This window comes from Anoxybacillus suryakundensis, from assembly GCF_001418025.1.
GTDB lineage: Bacteria > Bacillota > Bacilli > Bacillales > Anoxybacillaceae > Anoxybacillus > Anoxybacillus tengchongensis.
Genome location: NZ_LIOK01000007.1, coordinates 49,583 through 71,735, shown reverse-complemented (window position 1 = coordinate 71,735; position 22,153 = coordinate 49,583). Strand labels below are relative to the sequence as shown.

The 22,153-nt window shown below is 41.8% G+C and carries 21 protein-coding genes; all 21 read left to right on the top strand.

The genetic code is table 11. From position 1 onward, the window contains the following. Positions 1–14: 14 nt before the first annotated feature. The 21 genes from infB to ASC42_RS06675 all read left to right on the top strand — a co-directional run bounded on the left by infB (position 15) and on the right by ASC42_RS06675 (position 22,096). Positions 15–2,201 (top strand): translation initiation factor IF-2, encoded by a 2,187-nt coding sequence (gene infB, locus ASC42_RS06775; protein ID WP_055441114.1) that lies wholly within the window; start codon positions 15–17, stop codon positions 2,199–2,201. Next, positions 2,198–2,476, top strand: a complete 279-nt coding sequence (locus ASC42_RS06770; RefSeq protein WP_032099683.1) for a DUF503 domain-containing protein — start codon at positions 2,198–2,200, stop codon at positions 2,474–2,476. The genes infB and ASC42_RS06770 overlap by 4 nt, the downstream gene beginning before the upstream one ends. Positions 2,477–2,490: 14 nt before the next feature. Next, positions 2,491–2,850: a 30S ribosome-binding factor RbfA gene (rbfA, locus tag ASC42_RS06765; RefSeq protein WP_003394813.1), complete on the top strand. Its 360-nt coding sequence runs from the start codon at positions 2,491–2,493 to the stop codon at positions 2,848–2,850. Between the two features lie 47 nt (positions 2,851–2,897). Beyond that, positions 2,898–3,794: a tRNA pseudouridine(55) synthase TruB gene (truB, locus tag ASC42_RS06760; RefSeq protein ID WP_055441113.1), complete on the top strand. Its 897-nt coding sequence runs from the start codon at positions 2,898–2,900 to the stop codon at positions 3,792–3,794. A 9-nt stretch (positions 3,795–3,803) separates the two neighbouring features. After that, positions 3,804–4,775 carry a bifunctional riboflavin kinase/FAD synthetase gene (gene ribF, locus ASC42_RS06755; RefSeq protein ID WP_055441112.1) on the top strand — a complete coding sequence of 324 codons (972 nt, stop codon included), beginning with the start codon at positions 3,804–3,806 and terminating at the stop codon, positions 4,773–4,775. Between the two features lie 82 nt (positions 4,776–4,857). Next, complete coding sequence (gene rpsO, locus ASC42_RS06750; RefSeq protein ID WP_004891005.1) at positions 4,858–5,127, top strand: 30S ribosomal protein S15; 270 nt, start codon at positions 4,858–4,860, stop codon at positions 5,125–5,127. A gap of 109 nt (positions 5,128–5,236) precedes the next feature. After that, a complete protein-coding gene (gene pnp / locus ASC42_RS06745) occupies positions 5,237–7,345 on the top strand; it encodes a polyribonucleotide nucleotidyltransferase (RefSeq protein WP_055441111.1) in 2,109 nt (702 codons plus the stop codon). 120 nt (positions 7,346–7,465) lie between these two features. Then, positions 7,466–8,428 carry a polysaccharide deacetylase family protein gene (locus tag ASC42_RS06740; RefSeq protein ID WP_055441110.1) on the top strand — a complete coding sequence of 321 codons (963 nt, stop codon included), beginning with the start codon at positions 7,466–7,468 and terminating at the stop codon, positions 8,426–8,428. Beyond that, positions 8,421–9,662, top strand: a complete 1,242-nt coding sequence (locus tag ASC42_RS06735) for a M16 family metallopeptidase (RefSeq protein WP_055441109.1) — start codon at positions 8,421–8,423, stop codon at positions 9,660–9,662. The genes ASC42_RS06740 and ASC42_RS06735 overlap by 8 nt, the downstream gene beginning before the upstream one ends. 59 nt (positions 9,663–9,721) lie before the next feature. Next, positions 9,722–9,958, top strand: coding sequence for a YlmC/YmxH family sporulation protein (locus ASC42_RS06730; protein ID WP_004891000.1), 237 nt, complete (start codon positions 9,722–9,724; stop codon positions 9,956–9,958). Between the two features lie 114 nt (positions 9,959–10,072). Next, positions 10,073–10,975, top strand: a complete 903-nt coding sequence (gene dpaA / locus ASC42_RS06725; RefSeq protein ID WP_245191153.1) for a dipicolinic acid synthetase subunit A — start codon at positions 10,073–10,075, stop codon at positions 10,973–10,975. Continuing rightward, positions 10,972–11,565 (top strand): dipicolinate synthase subunit B, encoded by a 594-nt coding sequence (gene dpaB / locus ASC42_RS06720; RefSeq protein WP_055441107.1) that lies wholly within the window; start codon positions 10,972–10,974, stop codon positions 11,563–11,565. The genes dpaA and dpaB overlap by 4 nt, the downstream gene beginning before the upstream one ends. A 105-nt stretch (positions 11,566–11,670) precedes the next feature. Beyond that, a complete protein-coding gene (gene asd, locus ASC42_RS06715; protein ID WP_055441106.1) occupies positions 11,671–12,720 on the top strand; it encodes an aspartate-semialdehyde dehydrogenase in 1,050 nt (349 codons plus the stop codon). Between the two features lie 22 nt (positions 12,721–12,742). Continuing rightward, a complete protein-coding gene (dapG, locus tag ASC42_RS06710; protein WP_055441105.1) occupies positions 12,743–13,972 on the top strand; it encodes an aspartate kinase in 1,230 nt (409 codons plus the stop codon). A 12-nt stretch (positions 13,973–13,984) separates the two neighbouring features. Next, entirely contained in the window at positions 13,985–14,854 is an 870-nt protein-coding gene (dapA, locus tag ASC42_RS06705; protein ID WP_055441104.1) for a 4-hydroxy-tetrahydrodipicolinate synthase, read from the top strand. Positions 14,855–14,957: 103 nt separating this feature from the next. Continuing rightward, a complete protein-coding gene (locus ASC42_RS06700; protein WP_055441103.1) occupies positions 14,958–16,619 on the top strand; it encodes a ribonuclease J in 1,662 nt (553 codons plus the stop codon). Positions 16,620–16,729: 110 nt separating this feature from the next. Continuing rightward, entirely contained in the window at positions 16,730–17,443 is a 714-nt protein-coding gene (locus ASC42_RS06695; RefSeq protein WP_032099671.1) for a ClpP family protease, read from the top strand. Then, positions 17,440–17,664, top strand: a complete 225-nt coding sequence (locus tag ASC42_RS06690) for a YlzJ-like family protein (RefSeq protein WP_032099670.1) — start codon at positions 17,440–17,442, stop codon at positions 17,662–17,664. The genes ASC42_RS06695 and ASC42_RS06690 overlap by 4 nt, the downstream gene beginning before the upstream one ends. Positions 17,665–17,728: 64 nt before the next feature. Further along, positions 17,729–19,969, top strand: a complete 2,241-nt coding sequence (locus tag ASC42_RS06685; protein WP_055441102.1) for a DNA translocase FtsK — start codon at positions 17,729–17,731, stop codon at positions 19,967–19,969. Between the two features lie 202 nt (positions 19,970–20,171). Continuing rightward, a complete protein-coding gene (locus tag ASC42_RS06680; protein WP_035047735.1) occupies positions 20,172–20,897 on the top strand; it encodes a GntR family transcriptional regulator in 726 nt (241 codons plus the stop codon). A 107-nt stretch (positions 20,898–21,004) separates the two neighbouring features. Continuing rightward, on the top strand, positions 21,005–22,096 hold the full coding sequence (locus ASC42_RS06675) for a BMP family lipoprotein (RefSeq protein ID WP_055441101.1): 1,092 nt from the start codon (positions 21,005–21,007) through the stop codon (positions 22,094–22,096). The last annotated feature ends 57 nt before the right edge of the window (positions 22,097–22,153 follow it).

The window sequence follows — 22,153 nt, the reverse complement described above, 5'->3', positions numbered from 1 at the left end:
TTGGGGGTGAATGTATGTCAAAAATGCGTGTATACGAGTATGCCAAAAAACATAATGTGTCAAGTAAAGACGTAATCCATAAACTAAAAGAAATGAACATCGATGTGTCAAACCATATGACGATGATTGAAGCAGATGTTGTTGAGCAATTAGATCGTTCATTTAAAAACGGGCAAAAACAAGAACAAAAGCAAGAAGCGAAAAAAGAAGAAAAGAAGGCACCAGTCAAAAAGCCTGTTTTAGAACAGTTTGAAGAAGATGAAGATGAAGTCATTCAAACGAAAGTGCCAATTAAAAAAGCAGTAGTAAAAAATCGCGAAGGGAAAAAACACGACTTGCAAATTCAACAAAAAGAAAAGAAAATTTTTAATAACAAAAAAAATAAAAAACAAAAACCTCAGCAAGCTCCACAACAACAAGACGTGCAAAAGAAAAAGGAAAAAGAGCTTCCGAAAAAAATTACATTTGAAGGATCATTAACGGTTGCTGAACTAGCGAAAAAACTAGGTAAAGAACCTTCTGAAATTATTAAAAAGCTATTTATGCTCGGCATTATTGCAACAATTAACAAAGATTTAGACAAAGATGCGATTGAGCTCATTTGCTCAGATTACGGTGTAGAAGTCGAAGAAAAAGTAACCGTTGACGAAACAGAATTTGAGACGATTGAAATTGTTGATAACCCAGAAGATTTAGTCGAGCGTCCACCTGTCGTCACGATTATGGGGCACGTTGACCACGGAAAAACAACGTTGCTTGACTCAATTCGTCATACGAAAGTAACGGAACAAGAGGCGGGCGGCATTACGCAACATATCGGTGCATATCAAGTCGTTGTTAACGGCAAAAAAATTACGTTTTTAGATACGCCTGGTCACGAAGCGTTCACAACGATGCGTGCACGCGGAGCGCAAGTAACCGACATCGTCATTCTTGTTGTCGCAGCAGATGACGGAGTGATGCCACAAACAGTTGAAGCGATTAACCATGCGAAAGCCGCAAAAGTTCCAATCATCGTCGCAGTCAATAAAATCGACAAGCCAACGGCAAACCCAGACCGCGTCATGCAAGAATTAATGGAGTACGAACTCGTTCCAGAAGAATGGGGCGGAGATACAATTTATTGTAAATTATCAGCGTTAACAGGAGAAGGAATTGACAACTTACTTGAAATGATTTTGCTTGTTAGCGAAATGGAAGAATTAAAAGCAAATCCAAATCGCCGTGCGACAGGAACGGTCATTGAAGCAAAATTAGATAAAGGTCGCGGACCAGTTGCTACCCTTCTCGTTCAATCTGGTACGTTACGTGTCGGTGACCCAATTGTTGTCGGCTATACGTATGGCCGTGTGCGGGCGATGACGAATGATCTCGGTCGCCGTGTGAAAGAAGCAGGTCCATCGACACCTGTCGAAATTACCGGATTAAACGAAGTACCGCAAGCGGGCGATCGCTTTATGGTATTTGAAGATGAGAAAAAAGCGCGTCAAATTGGCGAAGCACGTGCCCAAAAACAAATTGTGCAACAACGAAGCGTCAAAGCGCGCGTGAGCCTAGATGACTTGTTTGAAAAAATTAAACAAGGCGAAATGAAAGAATTAAACATTATCGTCAAAGCTGATGTTCAAGGTTCTGTTGAGGCGCTTGTTGCCGCATTGCAAAAAATTGAAGTAGAAGGTGTACGCGTTAAAATTATTCACTCTGGTGTTGGCGCTGTAACAGAGTACGACATTATGCTTGCATCTGCATCGAATGCGATTGTTATCGGCTTTAATGTTCGTCCGGATGCGAATGCTAAACGCGTAGCAGAAACAGAAAAAGTAGACATTCGTCTCCATCGTATCATTTACAAAGTTATCGAAGAAATTGAAGCAGCGATGAAAGGTATGCTTGATCCAGAGTACGAAGAAAAAGTGATCGGTCAAGCAGAAGTTCGTCAAACGTTTAAAGTATCGAAAGTCGGCACGATCGCAGGATGCTATGTGACAGATGGAAAAATTACGCGCGATAGTAGCGTTCGCCTCATTCGTCAAGGCATCGTTGTTTATGAAGGACAAATCGATACATTAAAACGTTACAAAGACGATGTGAAAGAAGTGGCACAAGGATACGAGTGTGGTATAACGATTAAAAACTTTAATGATATTAAAGAAGGCGACATTATTGAAGCATATGTCATGCAAGAAGTGGCACGAAAATGATCGGGTACGTCGAATGTGAATGTATCATTTACGACGTTCAATCATTGAAACAAAAGCGAGCCGTGTTGCAACGCATTGTCACACGGCTCAAACAAAAATATAATATATCCGTAGCCGAAGTAGATTATCAAAACGTATGGCAACGAACGAAGCTTGGAATTGTAGCTATTACAGCTGAGCGGACAGCGACAGAACAAGAACTTCAACGTGCGTTGCAATTGATCGATTCGTTTCCAGAAATCGAGCGAACGGTTACAACATTTGAGTGGTTTTAATCGAGGTGATGATGATGAGTTTGCGAGCCACACGTGTAGGCGAACAAATGAAAAAAGAATTAAGTGATATTATCGGACGCAAACTGAAAGATCCACGTATCGGTTTCGTTACTGTAACGGATGTTCGAGTAACGGGCGATTTACAACAAGCAAAAGTGTATATTTCTGTTCTTGGAGATGAAGAACAAAAGAAAAATACGCTCAAAGGATTAGCAAAAGCAACGGGATTTATCCGTTCAGAAATTGGTCAGCGTATTCGTTTACGCAAGACGCCGGAAATTTACTTTGAAATTGATGAAACAATCGATTACGGACAACGCATTGAAAGTTTAATTAAACAAATTTCCGAAGAAAAAGAACATAAAGAAGAATAATGGATAGACGTGGGTCTATCCATTTCCGCTATTTTAGAGGTGAAGTGATGGACGGAGTGTTATTGTTACATAAACCTGCTGGCATGACGTCGCACGATTGTGTCATGCGTATTCGTAAACTATTCCAAACGAAAAAAGTTGGTCATACAGGAACGCTCGATCCCGACGTATGTGGCGTATTGCCGATTTGTATCGGCAAAGCGACGAAAATTGTTGAACTATTAACAGCAGAGAAAAAAACGTATGAAGGGGAAGTGACGCTGGGGATAGCAACAACAACAGAAGATGCATCGGGTGATGTTGTTTCAATAAAATCGGTGGAGCGGCCGATCGCTCGTCATGAAATTGAACATGTATTTAATAAACTGACAGGGGAAATTGAGCAAATCCCACCGATGTATTCTGCAGTAAAAGTAAATGGGAAAAAATTGTATGAGTACGCACGGGCAGGGATTGACGTTGAACGGCCGAAACGAAACGTCTATATTTACGAGTTGCAACTTCTCGATAACAGACAAGTATTTGCAGGTGGGCGTATATCGTTTCGTTTTCGAGTGACGTGTAGTAAAGGGACATATGTGCGCACGCTTGCCGTTCAAATAGGCGAACAGCTTGGATATCCAGCACATATGTCCCATCTCGTTCGCACAGCGTCTGGATCGTTTACGCTCGATCAATGTGTGACGTTTGCTGACATTGAACAACATATAGAAAATGGTACAGCGCATACGTTGCTTTTGCCGATTGACCGAGCGTTAGCCCATTTGCCGACATACGTACTGAGCGATGAGGAAGAGAAAAAAGTAAAAAACGGGTCGGTTTTACCTGCCCTCTCTTCTATGCCTGCACATTTATTGATGATAAACAAGCAAGGCGAAGCGTTAGCAATTTACATGCCTCATCCGACAAAGCAAAGCTATATGAAACCTTTAAAAATATTGTAGGTGAAAACGATGAAAACGATTTGGCTGTCCCATCCGTTAAATCAAAAAAACGATGATCCGCTCGTCATGGCACTCGGGTATTTTGACGGTGTTCATCTTGGACATCAAAAAGTTATTCAGACGGCGAAGCGAATTGCCGATGATCATCAATACAAAAGTGCGGTCATGACGTTTCATCCGCATCCGTCTGTCGTACTTGGACGCTCACAACAACATGTCCGTTTTATTACACCTTTAAAAGAAAAAGAAAAACAAATTGCAAAACTTGGGGTAGATTATTTATACATCGTTCAATTTACGCCTGAATTTGCCCATTTATTACCGCAACAATTTGTTGACGAATATATTATTGGGCTTGGTGTCAAACATGTGGTAGCTGGCTTTGACTTTACGTACGGTCGTTTAGGGAAAGGAACGATGGAAACATTGCCGTTTCATTCCCGTGAACAATTTACGCAAACGGTCATTCCAAAACAAATGTTTGGTGAAGAGAAAATTAGCTCGACATATATTCGCCAATGTTTAGCTAAAGGGGATGTGGAGCAACTGCCACATTTGCTTGGGCGATTATATGAAGTGACAGGCACAGTAGTTCATGGGGATAAACGTGGGCGTACAATCGGATTTCCAACAGCAAATGTTGCGCTTGACGATGATTACATCATTCCGCGTATCGGGGTGTATGCGGTAACGGTCACGATCGACGATCAAATGTGGACGGGAGTATGTAACGTTGGATATAAGCCGACATTTCAGACGGAACAGCCGAAAGAGCCAACGATTGAAGTGCATTTATTCGATTTTTCAGCAGACATTTACGGTATGAGCGTATCAATCCAATGGCATAAACGATTGCGTGACGAACGGGCGTTTTCTTCTGTACATGAACTGATCGAACAAATTCATCGCGATGTTGAAGCGGCACGCGAATATTTTCAAAATCCCCTTGCATTTTATCGGAAAAACATGTATTCTATTTAATGTATGTTAACCATTGCTGGGCAATACGAGTCACCGCCGTTTGCTCGGTAATTGGGGCTGAAAAAAGAGGAGGTGAACAAGGATGGCATTAACACAAGAGCGTAAAAACGAGATCATCAACCAGTTCAAAATTCACGAAACTGACACAGGTTCTCCTGAAGTACAAGTTGCTATCCTTACAGAGCAAATTAACAACTTGAACGATCATTTACGCGTTCATCGTAAAGACCATCATTCTCGTCGTGGTCTTTTGAAAATGGTTGGTCGTCGTCGTAACTTACTTACGTACTTACGAAACAAAGACATCAACCGTTATCGTGAATTGATTAACAAACTCGGATTACGCCGATAAGTAAAAAGCGGGAGCATTCCCGCTTTTTATTAGTATTTGCACCGATATTTGATTATACTAAAACAAATACGATTTTTCATTTGTACATAGAGAGGGGTACTCGGTTTATATGGAACAAGAAAAACATGTGTTTTCGATCGACTGGGCGGGTCGGCCGTTAACCGTTGAAATTGGCGAATTAGCCAAACAAGCAAACGGCGCTGTATTAGTTCGCTACGGTGATACGGTCGTATTGAGCACAGCCACAGCGTCGAAAGAACCAAAAAGCGTGGATTTTTTTCCGTTAACGGTTAATTATGAAGAACGTTTATACGCTGTCGGTAAAATTCCGGGGGGATTTATTAAACGAGAAGGGCGTCCAAGCGAAAAAGCGATTTTAGCGAGCCGTCTCATCGACCGCCCGATTCGTCCGCTATTTGCAGAAGGATTTCGTAATGAAGTGCAAGTTGTCAGCATGGTGATGAGCGTTGATCAAGACTGCTCACCAGAAATGGCAGCCATGTTTGGTTCTTCGTTAGCGTTAACGATTTCTGATATTCCTTTTGAAGGACCCATTGCAGGAGTGACAGTTGGTCGCGTCAACGGGGAGTTTGTCATTAACCCATCTGTCGCACAAATGGAACAAAGCGATATGCATCTTGTTGTTGCAGGGACAAAAGATGCGATCAACATGGTTGAAGCCGGAGCAAACGAAGTACCAGAGGAAGTCATGCTTGAAGCAATCATGTTTGGACATGAAGAGATTAAGCGTCTCATCGCCTTCCAAGAAGACATCGCGGCAAAAGTGGGCAAAGAAAAAATGGAAGTGATCCTTTATGAACTCGACCCTCAGCTCGAAGCACATATTCGCGCTCGTGTCGAAGGCGAAGTGAAACGTGCAGTTCAAGTGCCTGAAAAATTGGCCCGTGAAGCAGCGATTGAACAATTAAAAGCGGAAGTTGTTGCTTCATATGAAGAGCAAGAAGCAGACGAAGAAACGATTAAGCAAGTAAAAGAAATTTTATATAAACTTGTGAAAGAAGAAGTGCGCCGCTTAATTACAGAAGAAAAAGTACGCCCAGACGGACGAAAAGTCGATGAAATTCGCCCACTTTCGTCAGCTGTTGGACTTTTACCACGCACGCACGGATCCGGCTTGTTTACACGCGGCCAAACACAAGCGCTTAGCGTATGTACGCTTGGAGCACTTGGCGATGTGCAAATTTTAGATGGGCTTGGCATTGAAGAAACGAAACGGTTTATGCATCACTACAACTTCCCGCCATTCTCCGTTGGAGAAACAGGAGCAATGCGTGGACCAGGTCGTCGGGAAATTGGGCATGGAGCGCTTGGTGAACGCGCGCTTGAACCAGTCATTCCGTCTGAAAAAGAGTTTCCATATACGATTCGCCTTGTATCCGAAGTGTTAGAGTCAAACGGTTCAACGTCTCAAGCGAGCATTTGTGCGAGCACGCTTGCTATGATGGATGCGGGAGTGCCAATTAAAGCACCGGTTGCTGGTATTGCGATGGGACTTGTGAAAAGTGGCGAACATTATACGATTTTAACGGACATTCAAGGCATGGAAGACCACCTTGGTGACATGGACTTTAAAGTGGCTGGTACGGAAAAGGGAGTTACCGCCTTGCAGATGGATATTAAAATTAAAGGATTGTCGCGTGAAATTTTAGAAGAAGCGTTGCAACAAGCGCGTAAAGGTCGCCTCGAAATTTTAAAACATATGATGCAAACGATTAGTGAACCGCGTAAAGAGTTGTCACCATATGCACCAAAAATTTTAACGATGCAAATTAATCCGGATAAAATTCGTGACGTCATCGGTCCAAGCGGAAAACAAATTAACAAAATTATTGAAGAAACTGGCGTGAAAATTGATATTGAACAAGATGGAACTATTTTCATCTCATCAGTAAATGAAGACATGAACAAAAAAGCGAAAAAGATCATAGAAGATATCGTTCGTGAAGTGGAAGTTGGACAAGTATATTTAGGAAAAGTCAAGCGAATTGAAAAATTCGGAGCGTTTGTCGAATTGTTTAGCGGAAAAGACGGTCTTGTGCACATTTCAGAATTAGCGGAGGAACGCGTCGGAAAAGTAGAAGATGTCGTTTCCATCGGTGATGAAATTTTAGTAAAGGTAACAGAAATTGATAAACAAGGTCGTGTAAACTTATCACGCAAGGCCGTGTTACGCGATCAAAAAGAAGCCGAGCAATAAAACCGGAGCCTTGGGTTCGCATCCCCTTGGCTTCTTTGCTGTGTGTAAAATTTTTGTGCGCTCGTTCTACCTTGTCCCTCTTACTCATACCCTCTTTATTAGAAAAGGAGGGGACGAAGCGTGCGGCGAGCGTTTTTTTTAACGATCATCATATGTGTGTCGGCCATAATTGTACAAAATCCGTGGACGACAACGTACATCCATGATTTACGGCATATGACGGTGGCAAAACAAGGTGATCCGTTATATATTCAAGTTATCGAACGGGCAAAACAATATAACATTCCTGCGCAAAATGCGAAAGTTGATCGTGTATGGAAAGCAATCCCTGGCTACAACGGATTAGAAGTAGATATTGAGGCATCATATAAGCAAATGAAACAAAATGGAACATTTTCTGAACAACAGCTTGTATATAAACAAGTATCACCATCTATTCATTTGTCGGATTTACCTCCATCACCTATTTATCGGGGACATCCAGATAAACCGATGGTCTCTTTTCTAATTAACGTTGCTTGGGGAAGCGAACATATCCCGAGCATGTTACATATTCTTGAAAAATACAACGTACGTGCCACATTTTTTTTAGAAGGGCGTTGGGTAAAAGAAAACCCTCAACTGGCAAAAATGATTGCTGATGCCGGTCATGAAATTGGCAATCATTCGTACAACCATCCAGATATGAAAACGATGAGTAAACAAGCGATTCGGGAACAAATCGTCAAAACGAACGATGCAATTGAAGCAGCAACAGGTATTCAACCTCGTCTATTCGCTCCACCAAGCGGTAGCTATCGAGATGATGTTGTATATATCGCCCATGAGCTTGGGATGTACACGATTTTATGGACGGTCGATACAATTGATTGGCAAAAACCATCGCCTTCTGTTATAGTGGAACGAGTAACATCAAAAGTGCATAACGGAGCGATGATTTTAATGCATCCGACTGTATCAACGGTAAAGGCGTTAGAGCCGTTAATTCAATCATTACAAAAACAAGAATACGCAATTGACAATGTGTCTACATTATTAAGTGAGGAAAGAATTGTAAAAAGTAGGAGGAAGGGACTTGATTAAAACATATACGTGTCAAAACGGGGTAAGAGTTGTACTCGAGCATATTCCAACTGTTCGCTCTGTAGCGATCGGAATTTGGATCGGCACAGGATCACGCAATGAAAACGAACAAAACAATGGCATTTCGCATTTTCTTGAACATATGTTTTTCAAAGGAACGAAAACGCGTTCAGCTCGTGATATTGCGGAATCGTTTGATCGCATCGGCGGTCAAGTCAATGCGTTTACGTCAAAAGAATATACGTGCTACTATGCTAAAGTATTAGATACACATGCATCATTTGCGTTAGATATACTAGCCGATATGTTTTTCCACTCTACGTTTGTAGATGAAGAGTTACAAAAAGAAAAAAATGTCGTATTCGAAGAAATTAAAATGTATGAAGATACGCCAGATGATCTCGTCCATGACTTATTAAGTAAGGCAAGTTATGGAAATCATCCGCTCGGCTATCCGATTTTAGGAACGGAGCAAACGTTAGCGACGTTTACGGGGGATACGTTACGACAATATATGCATGAATCGTATACGCCCGATCGTGTTGTCATTTCAATCGCAGGAAATGTCGATGAGTCGTTCATTCAACAAGTTGAAGCTTACTTCGGCTCATTTACGAGACAAAAAGGTAACGATGCGCATATCGCACCAACGTTTTACCCGCATAAAATCGCGCGTAAAAAAGAGACAGAACAAGCGCACGTATGTATTGGATTTAATGGATTGCCAATTGGGCATGAAGATATTTATAGTTTAATTATTTTAAACAACATTTTAGGTGGAAGTATGAGTAGCCGTCTTTTCCAAGAAGTTCGTGAGCAACGTGGATTAGCTTATTCTGTTTTCTCTTACCATTCCGCCTATCGCGACGGAGGAATGATCACGATTTATGGAGGGACAGGAAGCCACCAGCTTGATCTTTTATTCGATACGATTCAACAAACGATTGAACAACTAAAACAAGATGGCATTACCGAAAAAGAGTTAGAAAATAGCAAAGAGCAAATGAAAGGGAACTTAATGTTAAGTTTAGAAAGTACAAATAGTCGTATGAGCCGAAATGGAAAAAATGAGCTGTTGCTCGGTCGTCATCGCTCGCTTGATGAAATCATTGAAAGCATTGATCGCGTGACAAAAGAAAGCGTTGATCGCATGGCGCAAACGATTTTTACAGACGACTTTTCCGTTGCCCTCATTAGTCCGGAAGGAACATTACCAAAAAGCCTGCAACAATAAACTTGCAGGCATTTTTTTATGCTCTTTTTTCTACAATGATAAAGAAAGGGGGACGTCGTATGCGATTAAGTGAATTAAGCGGGAAAGAAATTGTCGATATGAAGCGAGCAGAGCGCCTCGGTATTCTAGGACAAACAGATTTAGAAATCAATGAGCGAACGGGGCAAATTCAAGCACTTTTAATTCCGACAACAAAATGGTTCGGTTTTCGGAAAGATGGGACAGATATACGCGTGCCGTGGAGTCGTGTAAAAAAGATCGGCTCTGATATGATTTTAATTGATGTCGATGACTAGACACCTGAAGGGGTGTCTTTTTTCATTTTCCGCTCACCGTTTTATGACCGATATCATAAGATGTGAAAGTAACGATGGGCAAAAAACTAGATGTATAAGAGGGTGAATGAACTCATGCTGACAGGAATGCACGTTGCGATCATCGGTGGGGACGCTCGGCAGCTTGAAGTCATTCGGAAATTGATGGAACTTGACGCGAGATTGTCACTTGTTGGCTTCGATCAATTAGACCATGGCTTTGCTGGGGTAACGAAAATGAAAATTCACGAAGTCGATTTCCACGAAGTGGATGCTATCATTTTACCTGTTCACGGAACGAGTATGGATGGTGAAATTCAAACGGTATTTTCAAACGAAAAAATGACGTTTACAGAAGAATTACTCCGCCAGACCCCGATGCATTGTACCGTTTACTCAGGGATTACCAACGACTATTTAGATCGTGTCGTTAAGTCGGTCGGACGAAAACATGTTCAACTATTCGAAAGGGATGATGTCGCTATTTATAACTCGATTCCTACGGCAGAAGGAACGATCATGATGGTCATTCAACATACAGATGTGACAATTCATGGATCACGCGTTGCTGTTTTAGGGTTAGGTCGTGTAGGTATGACCGTTGCCCGAACGTTTGCGGCTTTAGGAGCGAAAGTAAAAGTGGGGGCCCGCCGCTCCGAACATTTAGCGCGCATTGCAGAGATGGCGCTCGAACCGTTTCATTTAAACGATTTAGAACAACACGTGAAAGATATTGACGTTTGTATTAATACGATCCCACATCCCATTGTAACCGCAAGCGTCATTGCGAAAATGCCTGCTCATACGCTCATTATCGATTTAGCGTCAAAACCGGGCGGAACGGATTTTCGATATGCGGAAAAACGCGGCATTCAAGCATTATTAGCTCCAGGGCTTCCTGGTATTGTCGCCCCGAAAACAGCGGGACAAATTGTCGCGAACGTATTAGCACAACTTCTTTCAGCAGATTTGAAAAAAAGAAAGGAGAATAAAAAATGAACGTACAAGGAAAGCGTATTGGCTTCGGGTTAACGGGATCACATTGCACATATGATGCGGTGATGCCGGAAATTGAAAAACTAATTGCTAGAGGGGCAGACGTCATTCCGATCGTTTCCTATACTGTACAATCGACAAATACACGATTTGGCAGAGGAGAAGAATGGGTGAAAAAACTTGAAGAGATGACAGGTCATCAAGTCATTGATACAATTGTAAAGGCGGAGCCGTTAGGACCGAAATTACCGCTTGATTGTATGGTTATTGCACCATTAACTGGAAATTCGATGAGCAAATTAGCGAACGCAATGACAGATTCTCCTGTACTAATGGCTGCGAAAGCGACGATGCGCAACCATCGTCCCGTTGTGATCGGCATTTCGACAAACGACGCGCTCGGTTTAAATGGAGTGAATTTAATGCGATTGATGGCGGCAAAAAATATTTACTTTATTCCATTTGGGCAAGATGATCCATTTAAAAAACCAAATTCGATGGTGGCTCATATGTCTTTATTGCTCGATACAGTAGAAGCAGCGCTAGAAGGTCGGCAAATTCAGCCCGTCATCGTTGAATATCGTCGCTCATAAATAAACAGTTGCAAGAAAATTTATAAAAAACGTCTCTCCTTTATGAATGAATGTGCTAAAATAAATGATATTAAAATTGTCTATCAGTTGGAAGGAGAAGAAGAGATGGAGCAAAAAGGATTACATGTCGCTGTCGTTGGCGCGACAGGAGCTGTCGGACAGCAAATGATGCAAACGTTAGAAAAAAGAAACTTCCCCATTGCTAAATTATCTTTACTTTCATCAGAGCGTTCAGCTGGAAAAAAAGTCATGTTTAAAGGTGAAGAAATTGAAGTGCAAGCAGCAAAGCCAGAAAGCTTTGAAGGCGTGCATATCGCATTATTTAGTGCAGGAGGAGCGGTATCGAAGCAACTTGCTCCTGAAGCGGTAAAACGAGGGGCAATTGTTGTTGATAATACGAGCGCATTTCGCATGGACGAAAACGTTCCGCTCGTCGTTCCAGAAGTCAATGAAAACGATTTACATTGGCATAACGGCATTATCGCGAATCCGAACTGCTCAACGATTCAAATGGTCGTTGCGCTTGAGCCGATTCGTCAAGCATTTGGATTAAAACGCGTGATCGTCTCGACATATCAAGCAGTGTCAGGAGCAGGAGCACAAGCGGTAGAAGAGTTAAAAACGCAAACTGCGCATATGTTAAATGGAGAAGAAGTGACACCAGAAATTTTACCGGTGAAATCGGATCGTAAACATTATCCGATTGCATTTAACGCCATTCCACAAATTGATAAGTTTCAAGATAATGGGTTTACATTTGAAGAAATGAAAATGATTAATGAAACGAAAAAAATTATGCATATGCCTGAGTTGGAAGTAGCAGCAACGTGCGTACGCATTCCGGTGATGGTAGGGCATTCAGAATCCGTTTACATTGAAGTAGAAAAAGAAGGAGTAACGGTCGAGCAAATCCAGTCGCTCCTAAAAGAAGCACCGGGCGTTGTCTTGCAAGACGATCCAAGCGAACAACTTTATCCAATGCCGTTGTATGCAACAGGACAAAATGACGTATTCGTTGGTCGTATTCGCAAAGATTTACATCGCGATACGGGGTTCCATTTATGGATCGTTTCTGATAACTTGTTAAAAGGAGCGGCATGGAACTCTGTTCAAATTGCTGAAAGTCTTTTAAAATTAGGGATTGTGAAAGCGTAAAATCAGCATCGAGGTGTTGACGTTGAAAATTATCGTTCAAAAGTTTGGCGGTACGTCTGTTCGTGATGAACACGGCCGAAATTTAGCGCGTAAACATATTGAAAAAGCGTTGGAAGACGGATATAAAGTTGTTGTCGTCGTTTCAGCGATGGGGCGAAAAGGGGATCCGTATGCAACGGATACGCTCCTTAGCCTCATTGACGGAGCCAATGCATATGTGACAAACCGTGAAAAAGATTTATTAATGGCGTGTGGGGAAATTATTTCAAGCGTCGTTTTTACAAACATGTTAAATAAACATGGGATCAAAGCGACAGCCTTTACCGGAGCACAAGCAGGCTTTCGCACGAACAATGATCATACGAATGCGAAAATTATCGATATGCGTTGTGAGCGGTTGTTGCGTGCGCTAAAAGAGCATGATGTGGTCGTTGTCGCAGGTTTCCAAGGTGCTGCTGAAAACGGAGATGTGACAACGATTGGACGCGGTGGGAGCGACACGTCAGCAGCCGCACTCGGCGCTGCACTAGGTGCGGAATGGATTGACATTTTTACCGACGTTGAAGGTGTGATGACAGCAGACCCACGTATTGTAGAAAATGCACGACCACTTGATGTCGTGACATATACAGAAATTTGCAATATGGCATATCAAGGGGCGAAAGTCATTCATCCACGTGCGGTCGAAATTGCGATGCAAGCGAAAGTACCTCTGCGCATTCGTTCGACGTATTCTGATGCCCCAGGGACACTTGTCACATCGATTGGGAAAAAAGGAAGCGATGTGAAAGAGCGATTAGTGACAGGAATTGCTCACGTTTCAAACATTACGCAAATTAAAGTGCCAGCAAAAGAGGGACATTACGATTTACAAGCGGAAGTATTTAAAGCAATGGCGAACGAAGGAATTAGTGTCGACTTCATTAACATTTCACCGAACGGGGTCGTATATACCGTATCGAGCGAGGTGGCAGATCGCGCCATTGCGACGTTGCAAAAGCTTGGCTATGAACCAACTGTCACGCGCGGTTGCGCGAAAGTATCGACTGTTGGGGCAGGTATTGCCGGTGTTCCGGGGGTAACAGCGAAAATTGTTACTGCGTTATCCGAACGTGGCATTCAAATTTTACAATCAGCTGATAGCCATACAACCATTTGGGTACTGGTGAAAGAAGAACATTTAAAAGAAGCGGTGAATGCATTGCACGATGCATTTCAACTTGCCGAACAGAAACAATACGATTTTAGTTAGGAGTGAAAAATTGTGGTTCAATTTGGTCAAATTGCCACAGCGATGGTCACCCCATTTGACAATAAAGGGAACATCGATTTTGCGAAAACGACGCAATTAGTCAATTATTTAATTGAAAACGGTACGGATTCACTTGTTGTCGCTGGAACGACAGGAGAATCGCCAACGTTAACGACTGAGGAAAAGTTGGCGCTTTTTCGCCACGTTGTCGAAGTTGTTAACGGGCGCGTACCTGTCATTGCAGGAACAGGAAGCAACAATACGCGTGCATCGATTGAACTAACGAAAAAGGCAGAAGAAATCGGTGTCGATGCCGTTATGATCGTCGCACCTTATTACAATAAGCCAAATCAAGAAGGCATTTATCAGCATTACAAAGCGATTGCGGAGAGCACGTCTTTGCCCGTCATGGTGTATAACATTCCGGGTCGGGCGGTCGTCAATATTTCTGTTGAAACGATCGTTCGTCTTTCCGAAATTCCAAACATCGTAGCCGTCAAAGATGCCAGCGGCAATTTAGATGCGATGACGGAAATTATTGCAAAAACGCGCGATGATTTCATGTTGTATAGCGGAGATGATGGCTTGACACTTCCTGTGTTAGCGATTGGCGGAAAGGGTGTTGTTTCTGTTGCCTCGCATATTATCGGCAATGAAATGAAAGAAATGATGGAAGCTTTCATGCGTGGAGACAATACAAAAGCGGCAGCGATGCATCAACAGCTATTACCGATCATGAAAGCATTATTTGCTGCGCCAAGCCCTGTGCCAGTAAAAACGGCTTTACAGTTGAAGGGATTAGATGTTGGTTCTGTTCGACTTCCACTTGTGCCACTTACTGAATCAGAACGTTTGCAATTGATGCATGTGTTACAAGGTTAAAAGAAAGGGAATTCATCCCTTTCTTTTTTATTGTTGAATCAGTTATAATGGATGTAAGTGACTTTGAGCGGGTGAGTTTGGTTGACTGTAGGAGGATTTTACGATGAAACAAGCAGAGAAAATTCGTGTGTTTGCCCTCGGCGGCGTTGGAGAGGTAGGAAAAAATATGTATGTCGTCGAGGTGGACGAAGACATTTTCGTCCTTGATGCGGGTCTTATGTTTCCGGAGGACGAAATGTTCGGTATTGATATGGTCATTCCTGATATTTCGTACTTAGTTGAACAACAAGAACGTATTCGTGGCATTTTCTTAACGCACGGTCATGACGATCATATTGGCGCTATTGCGTACGTGTTGCGAAAAATTACTGTACCTGTGTACGGAGCAAAATTGACGCTTGCGCTCATGGAAGAAAAATTAAAAGAGCAAGGGATTACATCGAAAGCGAAGCGCATCGAAATACATGCTGACAGCGAGATCGTATTTGAAAAAGCTATCATATCATTTTTCCAAACGAATCATAGCATTCCAGATTGTCTAGGGATAAGTATTCAAACATCGCAAGGTGCCATCGTATATACGAGCGATTTTAAATTTGATCAAACACCTGTTGGTATATGTCGTACCGATTTCGGTAAAATGGCTCAAATTGGGGCTAAAGGTGTGCTTTGTTTATTATCAGATAGCACAAACGCAGAAAAGCCGGGATATACAGGTTCTGAAGCGGTTGTTGGTCAAGAGATTTCTGACGTCATTTACAATGCGCAAGGTCGTGTGATCGTTGCTTGTTTTGCATCAAATATTACGCGCATTCAACAAGTGTTGCACGCTGCTCGTGATCATCGGCGAAAAGTGGTGATTATGAGCCGTCATATGCATAAGGTGATCGATATCGCGGTGCGTCTCGGATATTTGAAATTGGATGAAAACATGATCATTTCAATGAATGAAGTGGATCGTTACCACGATCGTGACTTAGTCATTTTGACGACAGGCAATCAAGGAGAACCGATGGCAGCACTAGCGCGCATGGCGAAACAATCGCATAAATATATCAACATTAAAGAAGGGGACACGGTCATCGTTGCTTCTTCTCCGATGCCAGGTCATGAACTATTTATTGCTCGAACGATTGATGCGTTATATCGTGCAGGAGCAAATGTCGTATACGGACAACGCCAAGTTCATGTGTCTGGACACGGATATCAGGAAGAATTAAAGTTAATGTTAAATTTTATGAAACCAAAATATTTTATCCCGGTGCACGGAGAATTTCGTATGCAAAAAGCGCATGGAAAAATCGCCCAAGCTGTCGGCATTCGCCAAGATGCGATCTTTTTGATTGAAAAAGGAGAAGTAATCGAATTTCGTAACGGTCACGCCCGTTTCGGTGGCAAAGTACCGAGTGGCCAAATTTTAATTGACGGATTGGGCATTGGTGATGTAGGGAATATTGTGTTGCGCGATCGTCGCCTACTTTCACAAGATGGAATAATGATTGTTGTTGTGACGTTAAGTAAACAAGATAAGCGGATCGTTGCTGGCCCGGAAATGATTTCACGCGGTTTCGTGTATGTGCGCGAATCGGAAACGTTGTTTGGGGAGTCTATAAAAATTGTGAAAGAGATTGTAGAAAAGAGTATGGAAGACTACGTCATTGAATGGTCTTCATTAAAAACAAACATTCGTGATGCACTTAGCCAATATTTATTTGAAAAAACAAAACGAAAACCGATGATTTTACCAATTATTATGGAAGTATAAAACAACATGCTCAAAGTCAAGAAAACACCTGCGTGTCGCAGGTGTTTTTTGTATGAACATGTCGATGTTCACGTATACTAACGACATCACGCAACAGAAAGGGGATTGTTATGGAAGAACGAGATATATCTCAAGAGGAAACGAAGCCGTCTCCAGCAGAAAACATTGTTCAGCTCGGTCAAACGAATGTTCCGCAGCTTTCTTCTGATTCAACGATTCATTGTTTAACGATCGTTGGGCAAATTGAAGGGCACATTCAATTACCGCCGCAAAATAAAACGACAAAGTACGAACATATTATTCCACAAATTGTGGCTATCGAGCAAAACCCTAATATTGAAGGGCTGCTCGTCGTATTAAATACAGTAGGTGGTGATGTCGAAGCAGGGTTAGCTATTGCAGAAATGTTAGCCTCGATGTCCAAACCAACTGTTTCGATTGTGCTCGGCGGAGGCCATTCGATTGGTGTGCCGATTGCTGTGTCTTGCGACTATTCGTTTATCGCAGAAACGGCAACGATGACGATTCACCCGATTCGCCTCACAGGTCTTGTCATTGGCGTGCCACAAACGTTTGAGTATTTAGATAAAATGCAAGAGCGCGTCGTGAACTTTGTTGTGAAACATTCAAACATTAGTGAAGAAAAATTTAAAGAACTCATGTTTTCTAAAGGCAATTTAACGCGTGATATCGGAACGAATGTGGTAGGAACAGATGCTGTGAAGTACGGTTTAATTGATGAAGTCGGAGGACTGTCACAGGCGATGTATAAATTACGAGAACTCATTGACCATTCTAATCAAAAAGGGGCAATGTTACAATGATTTTACATACCATCGTTCCAGAGTTTTTAGTTTTTCAAACAAACGAAACGGAGTATAGAAAACACCACACCGTTCAATGTAACGGAGTGACGTTACTTGTGCAACAAACAGAAACGAATGAGTATGAAATTGTGCGTGTATTAAGTAGCGATCCAAAACATTATTTGACGTATGAACCAGGCACAAAACTTCATGCGACATCACTACAATTTATGGTATAATAAGAACAAGCAGCCACGCTTCTCTGTTGGCTGCTTTTTCATCTTACATGTTGGAGTGGGCGAAATGGGAAAGAAAAATAAGCGTCGCACAAACAAACAAGATCAATGGAAAAAAACGTTACGCTTCGAGTTAATCGGTTTAACGATGTTAGCATGTACGGTCATTGCGATGGCGAATGTCGGAGCTGTCGGACGTTCGCTCGTTTTTGCTACCCGTTTTTTTATGGGCGAGTGGTATATCGTTGCGTTATTAGGGGCGCTTGTGACGTCGCTATATGTCATTTGGAAGCGTGCATGGCCTTCATTTTTTCACCGTATTCTTGTCGGTTTGTATTTGATTATCTTTTCATTATTGTTGTTTAGCCATGAAACGCTGTTTCACATTTTATCGCGCAATGGGAAATTAGTAAATCCAAGCATTATTCGAACAACATGGGAATTATTTTGGGCAGATGTGCGTGGGGAAAGTGGCTCTTTCTCTGATTTAGGCGGTGGGATGCTTGGCGCTTTACTGTATACGATAAGCTACTATTTATTTGATCAATTAGGGACAAAATGGATTGCTTCATTGTTGCTGGTCATTGGTGTGTTGCTTCTCACAGGTAAAACGTTGCGTGATACAGCTGGCAAAGGAATAGAGTGGTTCCTTTCGTTTATGCGGACGCAAACAACGGCTGTCATTGCTGATGTTCGTTCATTTTTGAATCGTCCGAAAAAAGAAAAACAACAGCAACCGCATATTGAAGTGGTGACGGCGCTCGAAGAACAAGAAGACAAAGAAGAAAAAGAAGAAGAAACTATGATCGAAGGACCTGTTATTTCTAATTTTCACGAAGTAGTTGAAAAAGAACATCCGATCGCATTTATGCAAACACATGAAACAGATTATGCGTTGCCGCCTGTTGACTTGCTTTCTCCACCAAAGGCTGTTGATCAATCGAGAGAAAAAGAAAGTATTTATGAAAATGCTCGCAAACTTGAAAAAACGTTCCAAAGTTTTGGTGTAAAGGCAAAAGTAACAAAAGTGCATATTGGACCAGCTGTCACAAGATATGAAGTGTATCCAGATGTTGGTGTGAAAGTAAGTAAAATTGTTAGTTTAAGTGACGATTTAGCACTCGCCCTAGCGGCAAAAGATATTCGCATTGAAGCACCGATTCCAGGAAAATCAGCGATCGGAATTGAAGTGCCAAATGAGGAAATTGCGATGGTTTCTTTACGTGAAGTGTTAGAGGCGAAAGAAGCAGATAAGAAAGAGGCAAAGCTGTTAATTGGACTTGGCCGTGACATCTCCGGACAAGCGGTGCTTGCTGAACTGAATAAAATGCCACATTTACTTGTTGCGGGCGCGACAGGAAGCGGGAAAAGTGTATGTATTAATGCCATCATTGTTAGTTTACTCATGCGCACGAAACCTCATGAAGTAAAAATGATGATGATTGATCCGAAAATGGTGGAGTTAAGTGTATATAATGGTATTCCGCATCTGCTTTCTCCGGTCGTAACAGATCCGAAAAAAGCGTCTCAAGCATTAAAAAAAGTAGTGAGCGAAATGGAGAGGCGATATGAATTATTTTCGCACACAGGCACGCGCAATATTGAAGGGTATAACGAATATATGGAGCGGCATAATGAAACAGCGGAAACGAAGCAACCTCTGTTGCCGTATATTGTTGTCATTGTTGATGAGCTCGCGGATTTAATGATGGTTGCCTCAAGCGATGTAGAAGATTCCATTACCCGTCTTGCCCAAATGGCACGTGCGGCAGGCATTCATTTAATTATCGCAACACAGCGGCCATCCGTCGATGTGATTACAGGTGTTATTAAGGCAAACATTCCATCTCGCATCGCGTTTAGCGTATCGTCACAAACCGATTCACGTACGATTTTAGATATGGGAGGAGCTGAAAAATTACTTGGGCGTGGTGACATGCTCTTTTTACCTGTCGGTGCTTCCAAACCTGTTCGCGTGCAAGGTGCTTTTGTTTCCGATCAAGAAGTAGAAAACATCGTGCAATATGTCATTTCACAACAAAAAGCACAATACGAAGAAACGATGATGGCGCAAGATGATGAACCGCAAGAAGCGTTCGATGATGAGTTGTTTGATGAAGCGGTTCAGCTCGTCATTGACATGCAAAGTGCATCCGTTTCGATGTTGCAACGACGATTCCGCATCGGTTATAACCGGGCTGCACGTTTAATTGATGCAATGGAAGCACGTGGCATCGTCGGACCTTATGAAGGAAGTAAACCGCGCGCTGTGCTCGTATCGTCAAATGATGAAGCAAAAACGTCGTAAAAGAGGCTGAAAAATAGGCCTCTTTTTTGTATAAACGGGACATAATAATGATATATTATTACAATCGCTTACATATTATTTCTTACGACTTTTTTCGACATTTTTTTTATTCACTATTTATTTATAGATAAAAAAATGTTATATTATTAATAAGAAATTTGTCTAACATCAGATGTCTGATATCTAAGGTGGGGGATGGTGAATGTCTGTTAAAACAGATCATCGACACTTATATTTACAAGTCATTGATCGGATTAAAAAGGATATTGAGCAAGGGGTATACAAGGAAAAAGAAAAACTTCCTTCTGAATTTGAATTAGCAAAACAATTAGGAGTTAGCCGAGCGACGTTGCGTGAAGCATTACGAGTATTAGAAGAAGAAAACGTCATCATCCGCCGCCACGGTGTGGGGACATTTGTGAGTTCCCGGCCGATGTTTACGTCAGGTATTGAACAGCTAAGTAGCGTGACGGAGATGATTCGCCAAGCGGGACGCAAACCAGGAACGATCTTTTTATCTTCTTCAATTCAGAAACCGACTGAAGATGATATAAAGCGCTTTCAATGTAATAAAGAGGAAGATTTACTTGTTGTTGAGCGGGTGCGAACTGCGAATAACGAGCCAGTCGTTTACTGCATTGATAAAGTACCTTGTAAATATTTACCTAAAGGAATTGCTTATGAAAATGAGTCGTTATTAGAAATATTACATAATGAAGCGAATCGGTATATCGCGTATGCTGTTACCCACATCGAACCGCTCGGTTATCATGAAAAAGTGTCACCGATTTTGCAATGTGAGCCAGAAACAGCACTTTTAGTTTTAAAACAAATGCATTTTGATGAAAATGACGAACCTATTTTATACTCGATTGACTATTTCAAATCAGATAAGTTTAGCTTCCACGTTTTACGGAAACGTGTGTAACTTATAAAAGTGCTTATCCTATTAAGGAGGTGACATTGGAGGGAGAAGGATATTTTACATTTCACTTTTTACTCATCCATATTTCAAAACTGAGGGGGTAATGATTTATGAAGAAAAAACGTTTTGGATTGTCGATGTCTTTATTATTGACTGCTGGCATGCTTCTTGGCGGTTGCGGACAAGCAAAAGAAGAGCCGAAAGAAGAAGAAGGAAAAGCGTCTGAGTTTAGCGTAGCGATGGTTACAGACGTAGGTGGAATTGATGACAAATCGTTCAACCAATCTGCATGGGAAGGTTTGGAAAAATTTGGTGAAGAAAACGGCTTGAAAAAAGGAAAAGGTGGCTATGACTATTTACAGTCACAAAGCGATGCGGATTATGCAACAAACTTAAATAAACTTGTACGTAACGATTTTGATCTTATTTTCGGAATCGGTTTCTTAATGACAGATGCCATTACAGAAATTGCAGACCAAAAACCAGATAACAAATTTGCGATCGTTGATAGCGTTGTTGAAAAACCGAACGTTGCAAGCATTACATTTAAAGAGCATGAAGGCTCATTCCTTGTCGGTGTTGTTGCAGGTTTAATGACAAAAACAAATAAAATCGGTTTCGTTGGCGGTATGGAAATTCCATTAATTGAAAAATTCGAAAGCGGTTTCCGTGCTGGCGTAAAGGCTGTAAATCCGAAAGCAACAGTTGAAGTGCAATACGCAGGTGCATTTGACAAAGCGGATAAAGGAAAAGCCATTGCTTCGAGTATGTACGCTTCTGGCATTGACGTGATTTATCATGCTGCTGGTGCGACAGGAAACGGTGTATTCTCTGAAGCGATTGACTTGAAAAAACAAGATCCAAACAAAGAAATTTGGGTCATCGGTGTTGACCGCGACCAATATGAAGAAGGAAAAGTACCTGGAACAGATAAAAGTGTAACATTAACATCTATGGTGAAACGTGTTGACGTTGCTGTATATGACTTAGCGACAAAAACGAAAGACGGCAATTTCCCAGGCGGTCAAGCAGTTGAATACGGCTTAAAAGAAGATGGGGTAGGTATTGCGCCAACAACAAAAAACAATGTTCCTGAAGACGTGTTGAAAAAAGTTGATGAGTGGAAACAAAAAATTATTAACGGCGAAGTAAAAGTACCTACAACTCGCGACGAATATAAACAATTTGAAGCTTCTCTATAATTTCTTGTTCTCCGAAGGGAAGTCCTTCGGAGAACCACTAAATGAAAAGTTGCAACA